Annotated in this window: 14 protein-coding genes and 1 tRNA gene; 4 read left to right on the plus strand and 11 right to left on the minus strand. The window is 62.3% G+C overall.

The genetic code is table 11. The features are described 5' to 3' along the window. Window positions 1-26: 26 nt before the first annotated feature. The 8 genes from I6F24_RS03585 to I6F24_RS03620 all read right to left on the minus strand — a co-directional run bounded on the left by I6F24_RS03585 (window position 27) and on the right by I6F24_RS03620 (window position 8,292). Window positions 27-1,016: a branched-chain amino acid ABC transporter permease gene (locus tag I6F24_RS03585; RefSeq protein ID WP_109144604.1), complete on the minus strand. Its 990-nt coding sequence runs from the start codon at window positions 1,014-1,016 to the stop codon at window positions 27-29. Between the two features lie 16 nt (window positions 1,017-1,032). Further along, the gene (locus I6F24_RS03590) at window positions 1,033-1,902 is read right to left on the minus strand and encodes a branched-chain amino acid ABC transporter permease (protein WP_225150007.1); all 870 of its coding nucleotides are present in this window, start codon (window positions 1,900-1,902) and stop codon (window positions 1,033-1,035) included. After that, window positions 1,902-2,060, minus strand: coding sequence for a hypothetical protein (locus tag I6F24_RS03595; protein WP_157783994.1), 159 nt, complete (start codon window positions 2,058-2,060; stop codon window positions 1,902-1,904). The genes I6F24_RS03590 and I6F24_RS03595 overlap by 1 nt, the downstream gene beginning before the upstream one ends. A gap of 64 nt (window positions 2,061-2,124) precedes the next feature. Further along, on the minus strand, window positions 2,125-3,249 hold the full coding sequence (locus tag I6F24_RS03600) for an ABC transporter substrate-binding protein (RefSeq protein ID WP_225134249.1): 1,125 nt from the start codon (window positions 3,247-3,249) through the stop codon (window positions 2,125-2,127). A gap of 82 nt (window positions 3,250-3,331) precedes the next feature. Then, the gene (locus I6F24_RS03605) at window positions 3,332-4,774 is read right to left on the minus strand and encodes a glutamine synthetase family protein (protein ID WP_225123766.1); all 1,443 of its coding nucleotides are present in this window, start codon (window positions 4,772-4,774) and stop codon (window positions 3,332-3,334) included. Window positions 4,775-4,803: 29 nt separating this feature from the next. Then, window positions 4,804-6,162: an aromatic ring-hydroxylating dioxygenase subunit alpha gene (locus I6F24_RS03610; RefSeq protein WP_036026089.1), complete on the minus strand. Its 1,359-nt coding sequence runs from the start codon at window positions 6,160-6,162 to the stop codon at window positions 4,804-4,806. Between the two features lie 56 nt (window positions 6,163-6,218). Next, entirely contained in the window at window positions 6,219-7,982 is a 1,764-nt protein-coding gene (locus I6F24_RS03615; protein ID WP_225156175.1) for an amidohydrolase, read from the minus strand. 106 nt (window positions 7,983-8,088) lie between these two features. Continuing rightward, complete coding sequence (locus I6F24_RS03620) at window positions 8,089-8,292, minus strand: hypothetical protein (protein WP_225150129.1); 204 nt, start codon at window positions 8,290-8,292, stop codon at window positions 8,089-8,091. Between I6F24_RS03620 and I6F24_RS03625 the strand changes: the two genes are divergently transcribed. From I6F24_RS03625 to I6F24_RS03635, 3 genes are read left to right on the plus strand one after another with little or no spacing between them, the layout of a single operon-like run. After that, window positions 8,194-8,445 (plus strand): 2Fe-2S iron-sulfur cluster-binding protein, encoded by a 252-nt coding sequence (locus I6F24_RS03625; protein WP_225150123.1) that lies wholly within the window; start codon window positions 8,194-8,196, stop codon window positions 8,443-8,445. The genes I6F24_RS03620 and I6F24_RS03625 overlap by 99 nt on opposite strands. Beyond that, complete coding sequence (locus tag I6F24_RS03630) at window positions 8,442-9,680, plus strand: FAD-dependent oxidoreductase (protein ID WP_225150011.1); 1,239 nt, start codon at window positions 8,442-8,444, stop codon at window positions 9,678-9,680. The genes I6F24_RS03625 and I6F24_RS03630 overlap by 4 nt, the downstream gene beginning before the upstream one ends. Window positions 9,681-9,740: 60 nt before the next feature. Continuing rightward, window positions 9,741-10,535: an IclR family transcriptional regulator C-terminal domain-containing protein gene (locus I6F24_RS03635; protein ID WP_225150013.1), complete on the plus strand. Its 795-nt coding sequence runs from the start codon at window positions 9,741-9,743 to the stop codon at window positions 10,533-10,535. A gap of 28 nt (window positions 10,536-10,563) precedes the next feature. Here the strand turns inward: I6F24_RS03635 and I6F24_RS03640 are convergent, their stop codons facing one another. Both I6F24_RS03640 and I6F24_RS03645 read right to left on the minus strand, forming a co-directional pair. Next, entirely contained in the window at window positions 10,564-10,905 is a 342-nt protein-coding gene (locus I6F24_RS03640; protein ID WP_225150015.1) for a 5-carboxymethyl-2-hydroxymuconate Delta-isomerase, read from the minus strand. Between the two features lie 220 nt (window positions 10,906-11,125). Further along, window positions 11,126-11,200 (minus strand) — tRNA-Gln (locus tag I6F24_RS03645). Window positions 11,201-11,443: 243 nt separating this feature from the next. Here I6F24_RS03645 and I6F24_RS03650 point away from each other — a divergent pair. Beyond that, window positions 11,444-13,222 (plus strand): acyl-CoA dehydrogenase, encoded by a 1,779-nt coding sequence (locus tag I6F24_RS03650; protein WP_225150017.1) that lies wholly within the window; start codon window positions 11,444-11,446, stop codon window positions 13,220-13,222. Between the two features lie 107 nt (window positions 13,223-13,329). On the opposite strand, the gene I6F24_RS03655 is transcribed toward I6F24_RS03650, so the two are convergent. Beyond that, entirely contained in the window at window positions 13,330-14,562 is a 1,233-nt protein-coding gene (locus I6F24_RS03655) for an MFS transporter (protein ID WP_225150019.1), read from the minus strand. Between the last annotated feature and the right edge of the window lie 67 nt (window positions 14,563-14,629).

Genomic DNA, 14,629 nt, shown 5'->3' on the forward strand with positions numbered 1-14,629 from the left:
GTTTCGCAGTTCGAGCAGCGGCCGGCTCACGGGCGCCTCCTCATCACCGAGGCGGTGCGACCAGCAAGCAAGCCTCCAAGGGACACCAGGCCTTTCGGGGCGAACAAAACGACCGCGATCAGCAACGCACCGACCATGGTCATCCAATGGAATGGATTCGCAGCCGAGACGTAGTGCTCGAACACTTGAAAGACGATGGATCCGATCAGCGCGCCCCAGAGACTGCCTGCGCCACCCAGGACCAGCATGACGAGAGCTTCAGCCGACCGCTCAAATCCGATGCTATCCAGTCCCACGACGCCCGTATTGATGGCATTGAGAGCACCACCAATTCCGCCAACAACCCCCGACACGCCATACATCAGCACGAGCCGGGGATACACGCGGGCACCGATCATCCGAGCTCGCAGGCTGTCATCCTTGATTGCCTGACAAAGCAGGCCGAACGGAGAGTGCACGATTCGAAGCAGCACCACGAACACGACCATGAGCACCGCAACGGAGAACACGTAGCCGGTGCGACCGTACATGTCGAACGCGTAGACCCCGAAGACTCGTCCAGGCGAAATGCCGGACAATCCGTCGCTTCCGCCCGTCAGGCTGGACAGTTTGTTGGCCAGCGCCGCGACGAGCTGTCCGACGGCAATGGATAGCACGAGCTGGGGGAGACCCTTGAACCTCGTGACAAGGACGCCTGAGACCAGCCCCATCACGGCACCAGCCACCGCCCCCACGAGCAACAACAGCAGGGGGTCGGAATGTCCGGCAAGGCAGGCGTTACCCACGACGTAGGCGCTCACACCATAGATCGCCGCATGCCCCAGGGTGGCGACACCGCAATACCCCGTGACCAAATCGAGCGACAGCACCAGAAGCGTGATGCTGATCAGTCGCGTCAGAAACGCGAGGTCCTCCGGAAAAAGCGTGTAGCCGAGCACTCCGAGCGCCAGCGTGATTGCGACAGCGCGCAGCTCAAGCGGCACGGAAAAACGCGGCGGGCTCACGCCATCGACCATGGCTCGATCGGTCACGTCAGTGCCTCCTGCCCAAAAGGCCGTTCGGGAACAGAAACACGACCAGGATGACCGCAAGATAGAAGAAGAACTCACCATATTCGGGTGCAAGATACTTGCCGGTCGTGTCCGCGAGGCCAAGCAATATCGATGCCGCCACGGCGCCCGGGATCGATCCTGCCCCGCCGACCGAGACGACGACAAGGAACGTCACCATATATCTGAGCGCGTAAAAAGGTTCGACGGGCAACAGTTCGGCGCCCACCACGCCCCCGAACGCCGCCAGGCCGACCGCAAGCGCGAAGGTCGCGGAAAAAAGGATCTGCGTCTTGATTCCGAGCGACTCGGCCATGTCACCGTTGTCGACCGCGGCACGCAGCCGGATCCCAAACTCGGTGCGGTCGATCAGTAGCCAGAGCAAGCCCGCGGTGCACACTCCGCAAATCGTCACGAAAATCCGATGAGCCGGGATCATTCGGAAGCCGAGATCGACGGGACCGCTCAGCAGCGGAGGCAGCGGAATGGATTTGGTTGTCGGGCCAAGAATGTAGTTGGCAACGCCAATGATGGCGAACGCGATGCCGATCGTGAGCAATATCTGGGTCAGCTCATCGGACTTGCGATAAATCCGGCGGTAGAGAAGAAACTCGAGCGGAAAGGCGATCGCGATGGTGCCGAGGACCGCTAGGACAATCGCGAGTGGATATCCAACTCCCGCGTTCTTGAGCGCAAAAGACGCGAGATATCCCCCGATCATCGCAAATGCGCCATGAGCGAGGTTCACTACCCTCATCAGGCCCATCATAATGGATAGGCCGATGGAGATGATGAAAAGCACCATGCCGTACGAGAGGGCATCTAGCCCGATGCTGAGACCCGTCCACGCCATTAGTTGAATGCTTCCGCGGCTTTTCGGATCTGGAGCCGCTCGGCAGCCAGCCCGAACAGGTGGATGTGCGCGTCCGTCAAGCCGGGTATCATCCGGTCGCTGGCATCGCGATAGATGCGACCGTTGACGAAGCGAATAGACTGCGACCGACCACTCATTCCGGGCCCTTCTCCGACACGATGAAGAGATCGCTCGCGAGATCTACATCGCGAGCGATCCGCTCTAGTTCTTCGCCAGGCCCCAGTCCGGCTGCGCATCGAACGTTTGCAGTTCCTTGTTGAGGAGCTTGCCGTCCTGCTTCACGACTTCGCGCAGATAAACGTTCTGACGAATATGCCGGGTATCCGGGTCGATCGACACGGGGCCACGCGGACTGACCCATTTCATGCCCTTCACGGCCGCAAGGGCTTTGTCCGGATCCTTTTGACCGTTCGTGGCCTCAACCATCTTGTAGATGAGCCGAGCACCGTCATAGGCCGCGACCGACGCCATGGTGATGTCGTCAGCCTTGGCGCCGGCCTTGATCAGATCGGCCAAGAAGGCTTTGTTCTCTGAAGAGTCATGCGAGACCGCGTAGTGGTAAGTCGACAGGATGCCTACGCCGCTGTCACCGATAGTCGGAAGATCGGGCTCGGTCACGACATCACCCGTGGACAACAACTTCACGCCAGACGCTTTCAGCCCGTTGTCGATATAGGCCTTGACGAACCCCAGGGTTGGTGGACCGGCCGGCAAGAATGTGAAGATCATGTCTGCGCCGGAATCCTTGATCCTTTGCATGATCGGGCCGAAGTCGGTCGTATTGAGCGGCATCCTGATCGATTGGACGATGGTGCCTCCATCTGCCTCGAACGTCTTTTTGAAGGCCGATTCGGCATCGATGCCGGGGCCGTAATCGCTGACGGCGATCGCCACCTTCTTGGCCGCTCTGGCCTTCGCCACCTTCGCCGCGGGGACCGTGTTCTGCCACATCGTAAAGGACGTCCGCACGATGTAGGGGCTCTTCTCCACGATCGCGGACGTCGCGGCGTTCATGACGATCATAGGCACCTTCGCTTCCTCGAGAAGCGGAGCGACGGCCAGGGCGTCCGGAGTGAAGTACAGTCCCGCGATGTACTGAACCTTCTCCTTGACGATCAACTCCTGAGCCAATGATTTCGACTTGGCGGGGTTCGGCGATTCTTCGTCGCGATAGACAAACTCGATCTGATGATCGCCCACTTTCGATCCATGCTTGGCCACCCAGGCATCAATGCCGTACTTGAAGTTCTGGCCGAACAAGGCATACGGACCGGACATGGTGCCGATGATCCCCACCTTGATGGTGTCGCACTGCGCCGGCGACATCCAGGCAGTGGCAATCGCGACGGCCCCAACAAGTCCAAACCTCAAGCTCATATCTCTCTTCTCCCGCTTCGGTGATGCTGTTTCAGAACATTTCGAAATATTCTCGCTGCTCCCACTCGGTGACCGTCGATTGGAAGCGCTCGATTTCCGCGTTCTTGATGAAAACGTAGTAGTCGACGAATTTCTCTCCCAGAGCCTCGCGGAAGAAGGGGTCATCGCGCAATGCGAACACCGCCTCGCGCAAGGAGGTCGGCAGGAGGTTCGCCTTGGTCTCGTAGGGGGTGTCCGCCGACGGACCGGGATCGAGCTGGCGATCAATGCCGTTGAGGCCGGCCAGAATCTGCGACGCCATGTAAAGATAGGGGTTTGCGGCCGGCTCGCCGATCCTGTTTTCGAGCCGGGTGGCTTTGTCGTCGGGACCGCCCAGCACGCGGATCATGACGCCCCTGTTGTCGCGTCCCCAGATCGCCCGATCCGGAGCCAGCGAATAGGAACGGTAGCGTTTGTAGCCATTGATCGTCGGCGTCGAGAAGACCGCGGATGCCCTGGCATGCTCCAGCAGCCCGGCCATATAGTGCTTGCCAAGGTTCGACAGGCCGGCCGGTTCGCTGGTCATGAACGCGTTGACGCCGTCTGTTCGGGAGACCAGCGATTGGTGAAGGTGCCACCCCGATGACATCACGTTCGGTATCCGCGGCCGGCACATGAAGGTCGCGTGATAGCCGTGGCGGTTGCAGATCTGCTTCACTGCCGTACGAAACAGCACCATGGTGTCCGCCGGCTCAATGCCGACGGTGGGCTGGAACACGAACTCGCACTGGCTCGGGCCGTATTCCAACTCGATCGACCGAAGCGGCAAGCCCAGCGCCACGATGTTTTGCCTGATCAGCTCGAGCGCAGGCTCCATCTGGTCGTAACGTTGCTCCGTCAGGTACTGATAGCCCTGCGAAAGCAGGCTGACCTCCGGAGGCTCACCCGGTTGGCCGGGACTGCCGGCGTCCCAAGGCGCCAGTCGGGGATTCTCGACTCTGAAGATGTGGCATTCGACCTCGAGGCCCGCTTTGAAATCATAGCCCCGGTCTTTGAGCTGCCCCAGCACGGATTGATACAGGCCCCTGGAGGCGAAGGGCACGGGTCGTCCATCGGAGAAGTAGAGGTCGCAAAGCACCCACCCGGTTTTTGATGCCCAGGGGAGAACCTTGAAGGTGGTGGGATCAGCGACCATCAAGATGTCGCCTCCCCCCTGCATCTCGTGCATCCCGAACCCGCCGCCGGCGGTGAAGACGGGAAACACCGTGCGGTGAGAGGTATCTTTCGCGAGCAATGTCGTCGTTATCGAGCAGCCGCTCTCGATCGACGAGAGCGCCTCGGAAGCGACCAGCGCCTTGCCGCGCAAGATGCCGTGCTGGTCCGGAAAGGAGAGCCGGATCGTATGCAACTCCTGCTCCTCCGCCATCCGCCGCATGCGGATGGCAGCCTCCTTCTGTTCGGCCGACCAGAGACCGTGCTTTTCGACGAAACTCAACGACATCTCCTTTGCTGAGCTGGCCTGGATTATTCGGCGGCGGTCAGGTGAGGCACCTTCTTGGCGAGCTCGGCGGGCACCGGCGCGGCCCAGGGAGCGCCCCGACGACGCTTGACGTCCACTTCCATCCAGTAGGTTTCCCAGCCCTTCGTCGGACCGATGCCGTCCATTGTGGCCGGCCCCTGGATGCTGCGCGCGCTGGCAGCGTCGAGGAACAACAGCGGCTTGCCCCCGGAGGCCACCTTCTCGATCTCCTGGCGAAGCAGCCGGCGGTACTGAATGATCGCCTTGTCGGATTGCCCGAGATGCTCACGCGTCCGGTCCTGAATAGCGCCCATCGACTCGACGGCCCACTGGTCGTGGACGTTGATGTCCGCGCCCATGCCGGTGTAAGTCTCGGTCGCCTGCTCGTGCGGGTCGAAGCCGTAGTCGTTCGACTTGTTCTTCCGCGAGCGGTATTCCGGCAACTCGTAAAGCTCGAGGCGCTGCGCGCGCATTTTCGCCTTGTCGACGGGCGCGGCGTAGCTGGTGAAAATCGCATACCAATAGCAATTCACGTCGTCGACGGGCACGTGCCACTGGGTAATCGTCATCTCCGTGCTCATCGGAATGACGAACGCATGCGGGAATAGCTGGTTGGTGACGCGAACGTGGGTGCGCTGCTCGTCGATTTCTCGCAAGGCGATGAGCCGCAGGCCGTATTCGGTGTGCTCGACGTTGATGATCGGCCGGTCGTACTCGCGCAGGACCTTCGTCATGGGCATTTCCGAGTCGGCCGACGCACCGCGAAACTGCTTGCCATAGGCCGCCGATGTATCCTCATCCTCGAAGAACCGGTGAAGGAACGATGCGTGGGCCGGGTCGATGCCGACTTCCAGCGCCTGCAGCCAATTGCATTCGATCAGGCCCTTGAAGGCGAAGGTGTATTCGTCCGGCGCCGCGAAGCAGTCGATCTCCGGAAACGCGGGCGGCTCGCCTTCACCCAAATACGCCCACAGGATTCCACCCTTCTCCACGACGGGGTAGGACCGCTGCTTGATGTTTTTGCAGAGCGAGGAGTTTGCAGGCTCGGCGGGCGTCTCGAGACACTGTCCCGTGACGTCGAACAGCCACCCGTGGAAGGCGCAGCGCAGGCCACCGTTCTCGAGCCGGCCGAAGGCAAGGTCGGCGCCCCGATGCGGGCAGTCGCGATCGAGCAGGCCATAGCGCCCCGTTTCGTCCTTGAACAGAACGAAGTTCTCGCCGAGAAGCTTGACGGCCTTGATGGGGCGCCCCTCCGCGAGTTCGTCGACGAGCGCAGCAGGCTGCCAATACATCCGCATCAGCTTTCCCGCAGGCGCCTTCGGTCCGACGCGGGTAATGAGGTCGTTCTGCTCTTGGCTCATCATGACTTGGATCTCCTCTCTCGGCTTCGAGATGCGTCCTCATGCTATCGGGACGCAGACTAACGCTGAAACACGATCTTGCCGCCGACGATCGTCAGGTCGGCTTTGATGTCTTTGATCTGCTCCTCGGGGACCGTCATGAGGTCCGCCGACAACACGGTCAGGTCCGCGAGTTTTCCGGCCTCGATCGTCCCCTTCTCGTTCTCTTCGAACATATAGTGCGATGCCGCGCTGGTGTAGAGGCGCAGCGCCTGCTCGCGGCTGACGGCTTCGTTCGCTCCATAAACGCGTCCGGCGAGATCCTTGCGGGTTACCATGACGTAGATGTTGATGAAGGGATTGATCGTGTTCACCGGGAAGTCGGTGCCTGCGCCGAGGCTGTTCAGCCCCACCTTCTCGATGAGAGTTTTCGTGGGCACGGCCCGATTGGCGACCGCCGCACCCAGGAAGCGCTCGACGGTGGCCGCCTTGTCCCACATGAAAACGTTCTGGAGGTCGACTCTGACACCGAGGCGTTTCGCGCGCTCCATTTGCTCGGGCACTATCAAGCTTCCATGGATCAGGACGAAACGCCGATCCTTGATCGATTTCTCCTTGTCGGCCGCTTCGAATGCATCAAGGACGTGGTCGATGCCCTTGTCGCCGACGGCATGGACACCCACGCGCCAATTGTGGCGATTGCAAATGGACACCAGATCCTTGAGGCGTTGCGGCGATTGCTGGGCAATGCCGTGGTAGCCATCATGCGAGTCTGGATAGGCCTCGCGCATGAGCGCCGTCTTGAGCGTCATGCCGCCATCGTAAAGGATCTTGATTCCGGCGAACTTCAGCCAGTCATCGCCAAAGCCGGAGGAGGCGCCGTTGCCTCGCATGATGGCCTCCCAGGCCGCGTTCTCGGCGGGGGGTTCCGGGCGCCACATGAGACCGACCCGTAGCGTTGCTTCACCGGCCTGCGCCACGCGCTGCAGGGCCGCGATGTCCCTGGGCGAGGTGGCCCCTTCTACGGCGCTGGTGATCCCGAACGAGTTCAGCACACCTTCCGCGAGCTTGAATTGGCGAAACTCGTCGTCCGCCGTCCACTCCGGAACGGTCTTTTCGACCTGATCGATCGCCGTCTCGACCAGAACGCCGGTCAGGTCACCGGCACTGTCGCGCTCAAACGATCCGCCGCTCGGGTTTGGCGTGGCCTTGGTTACGCCGGCCTTCTCGAGCGCCATCGAATTGGCCATCGAGAAGTGGCCAACGGTCCGGAGATAGACCGGATTGTTCGGCGCGACGCCGTCGATTTCCTGGCGTGTCAGGTAACGCTTTTCCGCGAGCTGTGACGGGGGATGCCAGGCGCTTCCGATGATCCACTCGCCGGGCTTTTTCTTCGCCACGAACTGCTTGATGCTTGCGAGGGCATCCGCAACAGTCTTGGCGCCGCTCATGTTGACGACGTAGTCGGACAGACCGGCAGCCTTGAAATGCGCGTGCGTGTCGATCAGCCCGGGAACGACAGTCTTGCCCTGCAAGTCGATCGTGCGGGTGCGATTTCCGGCCAACGCCTTGATCGTCGCCGCGTCTCCTACGGCCAAGATTCGTCCGTCGCGAACGGCAAGCGCTTCCGCAACCTTTGACTGACCGTCCATGGTGAGAATCTTGCCGTTGATCAAGGCAAGCGAGGGAGCATTGGCCTCCTGCTGCTGGGCAAACGCCGCGCCTGCTGTCAGCACCACTCCCACGATCGCTGTCGTCAGCTTCATTGCATCTTGCCCTGTCGTTCGGTAGTCGAACATTAGTTCGATATCGTTCAGAATGACTCCAATGTGACGCGCAAGCAAGCAAAATATTTCCGCATAAGTTGCCTAATGGAACCGCAGCGGCGGCCAACAGGTCGGGATTGAGGGTCCGCCAGAACTGCTGTAACCGTTTAACGAACTCATGTTCTCAGATCGAACAAACTTTGGAAACGGAGGTCGGATGCCGCGAGTGAGATTTGTCCAGCAGGACGGCAGCGGAAAATCCATCGAGGTCGGACGCGACGTGAGCGTGATGCTCGCGGCCGTCCGCAACGGTATTCACGGCATCGACGGCGAATGCGGCGGCTGCCTCGATTGCGCGACCTGTCACGTCTACGTCGATGAAGAACAAGCAAGCTCTCTCCCTCAGCCGAGCGAAGAAGAGCTCGAGTTGCTGTCCGCCGTCTCGGGAGAGCGAAAGCCGAACAGTCGGCTGAGTTGCCAGTTGAAGGTGCCCGCCCCTCTCGACGAGCTGGTGGTCCATGTGCCGGCGAGGCAATCATGACAGGGCTGGTCATCATCGGCGCATCATATGCCGGGGTTCAAGCCGCTCTCACGGCTCGTGACGCCGGCTATTCTCAGCCCATCACCATTGTGTGCGACGAAGAGTGGCTGCCCTATCAGAGGCCGCCGCTATCCAAGGACTTCCTTCTCGGGCGCATCAGCGAGCAAAATCTGATCTTGCGCGACGAGACTTTCTTCGAAGGCAAGCAGATCAATCTCGTTCTTGGGCAGCGCGCCACGCTGCTCGATTTGCACGCGCGACAGGTCACTCTGGCCGGCGGCAACGCTTTGAAGTTTAAAAAACTCCTCTTCGCCACAGGCTCGCGCGCGCGGCGCATCGCGGTTGAGGGCGCGGACTTCGATGGAATTTTCTATCTGCGTTCGGTGACCGATGCGATCGACCTGAAGGCAGGTCTGGCCAATGCTGCGGAGATTGTCATCATCGGGGGCGGCTTCATAGGGCTGGAAGTTGCGGCCTCCGCGGCAAAGCTGGGCAAGAAGGTCACCGTCGTGGAAGCGAGCAGCCGCCTGCTTGAACGTGCCGTCTCGCCGGTCTTGTCGACCTTTCTTCTTGATACGCATTTGCGGGCTGGCGTCGACGTGATGCTCGACGAAACGGTTGCTTCCTTCAAAGGAAACGGTCGAAAAGTTTCCGCTGTCGTGCTGGGCAACGGTGCCGTTGTCCACGCCGACCTGGTGCTGGTGGGGATTGGTGGTGTCGCCAATGACGAGATCGCGCGCTCGGCGGGGCTTAGATGCACGAATGGAATTGTCGTTGACGCGCACGGACAATGCGAAACATCGGACATTTTCGCGGCCGGTGACTGCGCCAACCACTTCAACCGCTTTTGCGAAAGCTGGGTGAGATTGGAATCGGTGCAAAACGCCCAGGATCAAGCGAAGGCCGCTGGACTGGCGATCGCCGGCGCTCGAGCGCCTTATGAGAATGTGCCGAGGTTCTGGTCCGACCAATATGACGTCAAGCTGCAGATCGTCGGGCTGGCCGGACGATATGATCGGCAGGCGGTCCGAGGTTCGGTCGACGACGGAAGATTCTCGGTCTTCTACTATCGCCAGGGCCGATTGGTCGCGGTGGACAGCGTCAACCGGCCAGGCGAGCAAATGGCAGCCCGACGCCTGATTGCGGCGGGAATCTCCCCTGCACCGGAGCAAGCCGCAGACCCTTCCTTTGACCTCAAATCCCTGGTGACAGCCGGAGACAAGGCTGGCGCCTAGCGCGCGGATTTGTGATGGTTCTCGCTTTCGAGAGGCCACTGAGAGGGACCGCCCAATAGAATGCCGAGGCTGAAGCGTACGGAAGAAGAGGAAAAGGCGCGGGAGGGCAGCGAGTTCATCGAGACCCTGGATCGGGGTCTTCGCGTGATACAGTCGTTCGGTATCGGTCGCCGTCCAATGACCCTCAGCGACCTCTCCAAGAGCGCGAATCTTCCGCGGGCGACGGTGCGCCGGATTCTGATGACCCTCGTAAAATCCGGATTCGTCGCGGGCAACGAGCGGTTGTTTTCGCTAACGCCCAGAGTGCTGCTTTTGGCTTCGGCCTATTTGACGTCGAACCAAATCAGCACCGTGATGCAACCGTTGATGGACGAGGTCGCCGGCAAGGCCAAGGAGGTCTGCTCCCTTGCGGTCCTGGATGGCGAAGAGGTCGTTTTCATCGCCCGCTCGAGTCCGGCGCGGGTATTTTCGACCGGACTGGACATAGGATATCGGCTGCCGGCTTTCTGCACGTCGGTGGGACGCGTTCTGCTGGGCAGATTGGCAAACGACGAGCTGACGAGAACGGTCGACGGCATGAAGCTGGCGGCTCTGACCCAGTCGACGCTGGTCGACAAATCGGCAGTGATTGCGACGATCATTGCCGACCGCACCAAAGGGTATAGCCTTGTCGATCAGGAAGCCGAAGAGGGCTTTCGGTCGATATCGGTGCCAATTCGCCGCTACGATGGCGCCGTCATCGCGGCCGCAAATATCGGCGCTCATGTCGATCGCATCACGACCGGTGAGATGATCGATCGCTTCCTGCCTCTCCTCAAGGAGATGTCCCTCGCCGCGCAGCCCCTGCTCGTCTGAGAAGCTGCCGTCTTTTGGCGAGCACCCGTCATTTTAGCCGTTTCTTGTAGGCGACCGGGTCCATGTCACGGACATCCACGCTTATGCTGGCCACATCCGGGCATCGCTCTGTCATCGTCCGTCGAAGGCTCGTACTCAGCTCGACCTTCTGGTCGGGCGATCGACCTTCGAGCAAATAGACAGACAGATGCACGAAGCTGTCACGCTTCCCGGCAACCAGGAAATCGTTGTAGACGCACGCGCGCACCTTGACGTCCTCCGCCTTCATGATGCCCGTTCGCCAACCGGCTTCAAAGAGCGCTTCGATCAAGCCTGTTACGTCGTCGCGAGCGAGCGCCCCTTCCGAATATTCGATCACCAAGTGCGGCATGACGTTGTTCTCGTTTTAGGTGGCGTTCATGAGATGACCTCACCGTCGTAGACCGTTCGCCCCTCAACGTCGCCATCTTTGTCGCGGCGGGTCATGGTTCGCATGGGGAAGGCCCGGTCGGCGGAATCTTTGCCGAGAAACGCCCTGTGCAGCGCAGAGCTGTGCAGCAGCTCCCCAGCCGGGCCGGGTCCGTGGGTGATTTCAGGCTGGGCGGAAGATCTGGCTGGGGCGGGAGGGATCGAACCTCCGAATGGCGGAATCAAAATCCGCTGCCTTACCGCTTGGCTACGCCCCAACAGACGACGAACGGAACGGGCAGAACCGGCACCCGCAGATTCCCGTCGGTCGCAGCCGGTCTATAGGGAGCGGCGCGGCATTTCAACCGCCTGGAGGGGCAAAAAGGGCCCGGCGGCCGACACTCTATTCTGGGCTCCGACGGCCCTGCCCGTTCCGGCCAGCCCATCCGGCGTCCCGGCAGTTGAGACCGCTCCCGTTTCATGGGAATACGGCGCCAATATTTGTTCTCGGGGAGTGAGCCATGACCTACCGCGCGCCGATTTCTGACATGCTGCTGTCGCTCAACCATGGCGCGGGCCTCAAGGCCGCCCTGGAGGCCGGCCATTACGGCGATTTCGACGCCGACATTGCCGCGGCCGTGCTGGAGGAAGCCGGCAAGTTCGCATCCGACGTGCTGGCGCCGCTCAACAAGGTCGGCGACGAGCACGGCATCAAGCTCGAGGGCGCCAAGGTCACGACCGCGCCGGGCTGGCCTGACGCCTACAAGCGCTGGACCGAGGGCGGCTGGAATGCGGTGTCCGGCCCGGAAGATTTCGGCGGCCAGGGCCTGCCGCTCGCCATCAACGCCGCCTGCACCGAGATCTGGAGCGCGGCCAACGTCGCCTTCGGCCTTTGCCCGCTGCTGACGGCGTCGGCGATCGAGGCGCTGGACGCCCACGGCAGCGACGAGCTGAAGCAGATCTATCTCAAAAAGCTCGTCTCCGGCGAATGGACCGGGACGATGCAGCTGACCGAGCCGCAGGCCGGCTCCGACGTCGGCGCGCTGCGCACCCGCGCCGAAAAGCAGGCGGACGGCACCTATCGCATCAAGGGGACGAAGATCTTCATCACGTATGGCGAGCACGACATGACCGACAACATCGTGCATTTCGTGCTCGCGCGTCTGCCCGATGCGCCCGCCGGCACCAAGGGGATCTCGCTGTTCCTGGTGCCGAAGTTCATGGTCAACGCGGACGGCTCGCTGGGGCCGCGCAACGACATCTATGCGAGCGGCGTCGAGCACAAGCTCGGCATGCATGCCTCGCCGACGTGCACCATGACCATGGGCGATCATGGCGGCGCCATCGGCTATCTGATCGGCGAAGAGAACCAGGGCATGCGCTGCATGTTCACGATGATGAACCAGGCCCGCCTCGGCGTCGGCCTGGAGGGCGTCGGCGTTGCCGACCGGGCCTACCAGCAGGCCCTGTCGTATGCGCAGGAGCGCCGCCAAGGCCGCGCGGTAGGCAAGAAAGGCGGCGGCTCGGATCCGATCTTCGTGCATCCCGACGTCAAGCGCATGCTGATGCGGATGCGGGCGCAGACCGCGGCCGCGCGCACCATCTGCTATGCGACGGCGGTCGCGATCGACGTCTCGACCCGCGCCAAGGATCCGAAGGCGCGCGCTGAAGCGGCCGCACGCGCGGCGCTGCTGACGCCGATGGCCAAGGCCTATTCCACCGATATCGGCAACGAGGTCGCCTATCTCGGCGTGCAGGTGCATGGCGGCATGGGCTTCATCGAGGAGACCGGCGCGGCCCAGCACTACCGCGATGCCCGCATCACCGCGATCTACGAGGGCACCAACGGCATCCAGGCGATCGATCTCGTCACGCGCAAGTTAGCTGCCAATGGCGGCGCGTCGGTGTGGGCGCTGCTCGACGAGCTCTCGGCGACCGTCAAGCAGGTGGAGGCCTCCAACGATCCCGCCTTCGGCACCACCGGCACCAAGCTGCGCGAGGCGCTGGAGGCGCTCACGCGCACCAGCAAATGGCTGCTGGAGCGCGTTGCCTCCGCGCCGAACGACGCGCTTGCGGGGGCGACGCCCTATCTGCAGCAATTCGGCTCCACGCTCGGCGGCTGCCTGCTCGCCTCCGAGGCGCTCGCCGCCAAGGCCGAAGGCCTTGGCGACGCGCCACGCTACGTCGCGCTGGCGCGCTTCTTCGCCGAGAACATCGCGGTGCAGGCGGGCGCGCTCGAGCGCACCGTGACCGAGAGCGCAGAATCGGTCGCAGCGGCGGATGCGGCGCTGCTGGGGTAAGGTGAGCGCCGCAAACGCGACATCGTAGCCCGGATGGAGCGTAGCGAAATCCGGGAAAGTCTCACCGCGGATACAGCGGTCCCGGATTGCGCTGCGCTCCATCCGGGCTACAAAGCTGCGACCTGAGCCCTTCTCCCCGGCCGCCACAGCACCACGCCCGCCGCAGCGAGATCGAGCACCACGCAGATCGCAAACGCCGTCGTGTAATTGCCCGTAACGCTCCGCACGAGACCGACGACACCGGGGCCGAAGGCGCTGACGATGCCGCTGATCGAGGTGCCCAAGCCCACCGCGGTCGCGAAGGCCGAAGCACCGATCTCGCGCTGGATGATCAAGGGCGGGAACGTGATCATGTTCCCCATCGAGAAGCCGTAGACGGCGCAGCAGGCCAGCAGCACGGTCGGGCTCGTGCTTTGCAGAGCCACGAACAGCGCAGCCGCCTGGCTCGTCATCGAAACCGCACAGGCGAGCCGGGCATCGAGCCGGTCGACGAACAGGCCGAGCGAGAGGCGCCCGACGATCGCCATCGCCGCCATGATCGTGACGGCAAGCCCTGCGGCGGAGCGGCCGATCAGCGGCTCGAGAAACGTCACCTGGTGGACGATGAAACCCATCTGCGCCAGCAGCGCGAACGCGATCGGCAGCACCATGGTCCAGAACGCCGCGTTGGCGAGCACCGCCTTGCGCGAGCGAACCGGCGTTGAGGAGCCGGAGGAACGTCCGCCCGCTGCAGGCGCCATGCCTGCGGGCCAGCCGATGAAGGTCACGACCGCCGGCAGCACCAGCACCATCATCGCGAGGGTCGCCGTCAGCATCGCAGACCGGAAGCCGATGCTGCCGGTCAGCGACAGCAACAGCGGAACGAGAATGATGCCGCCGCAAGTCGCGCCGTTGAAGGCAAGGCTGAGCGCGAGGCCGCGCCGCTGCTCGAACCAGGAATTCAGCACGGTCGCGATCACCACCGTGCCCATGCCGGTCCAGCCAACCGACATCAGCGCATAGGCGAGGTAGAGCTGCCAGGGCGTCTGCACCAGCGCCAGCAGCACAGTCGAAGCGCCGAGCGCCGACAGGCCGCACAGGATCAGCGCGCGCAGCCCGATGCGCTCGAGCAGGTCATCGGTGAAGATGACGAGCACGGAGGTCAGGAGAAACGAGAAGGTGCTGGCCGCGGAGATCAGCGTGCCCGGCCAGCCGTGAGCGCGCTGCAACTCGGCGAGATAGACGCCTTGGCCGTAGAGGCCGAAGCCGAACATGAAGAAGGCCATCAGGAAGCACGCCAGCACGACCCGCCAGCCGCGATAATACGGTGAGGATTCGTCGATCCGGGGGGCGGCAATCATGAATCTGACGGTCTGTCTGAAGGGAACGGGGCCGGATCGTGCCCCACAACCAGCGGTTTTTCAAATG

The organism is Bradyrhizobium sp. BRP23 (genome assembly GCF_020194135.1).
Classification (GTDB): Bacteria; Pseudomonadota; Alphaproteobacteria; order Rhizobiales; family Xanthobacteraceae; genus Bradyrhizobium; species Bradyrhizobium yuanmingense.

What these genes read in the sequence shown, in the direction of transcription:
- I6F24_RS03585 (WP_109144604.1), bottom strand. Translation starts at nt 1,016, where the DNA reads ATGGTCGATGGCGTGAGCCCGCCGCGTTTTTCCGTGCCGCTTGAGCTG.
- I6F24_RS03590 (WP_225150007.1), bottom strand. Translation starts at nt 1,902, where the DNA reads ATGGCGTGGACGGGTCTCAGCATCGGGCTAGATGCCCTCTCGTACGGC.
- I6F24_RS03595 (WP_157783994.1), bottom strand. Translation starts at nt 2,060, where the DNA reads ATGAGTGGTCGGTCGCAGTCTATTCGCTTCGTCAACGGTCGCATCTAT.
- I6F24_RS03600 (WP_225134249.1), bottom strand. Translation starts at nt 3,249, where the DNA reads ATGTCGCCGGCGCAGTGCGACACCATCAAGGTGGGGATCATCGGCACC.
- I6F24_RS03610 (WP_036026089.1), bottom strand. Translation starts at nt 6,162, where the DNA reads ATGATGAGCCAAGAGCAGAACGACCTCATTACCCGCGTCGGACCGAAG.
- I6F24_RS03625 (WP_225150123.1), top strand. Translation starts at nt 8,194, where the DNA reads ATGCTCGCGGCCGTCCGCAACGGTATTCACGGCATCGACGGCGAATGC.
- I6F24_RS03630 (WP_225150011.1), top strand. Translation starts at nt 8,442, where the DNA reads ATGACAGGGCTGGTCATCATCGGCGCATCATATGCCGGGGTTCAAGCC.
- I6F24_RS03635 (WP_225150013.1), top strand. Translation starts at nt 9,741, where the DNA reads ATGCCGAGGCTGAAGCGTACGGAAGAAGAGGAAAAGGCGCGGGAGGGC.
- I6F24_RS03640 (WP_225150015.1), bottom strand. Translation starts at nt 10,905, where the DNA reads ATGCCGCACTTGGTGATCGAATATTCGGAAGGGGCGCTCGCTCGCGAC.
- I6F24_RS03650 (WP_225150017.1), top strand. Translation starts at nt 11,444, where the DNA reads ATGACCTACCGCGCGCCGATTTCTGACATGCTGCTGTCGCTCAACCAT.
- I6F24_RS03655 (WP_225150019.1), bottom strand. Translation starts at nt 14,562, where the DNA reads ATGATTGCCGCCCCCCGGATCGACGAATCCTCACCGTATTATCGCGGC.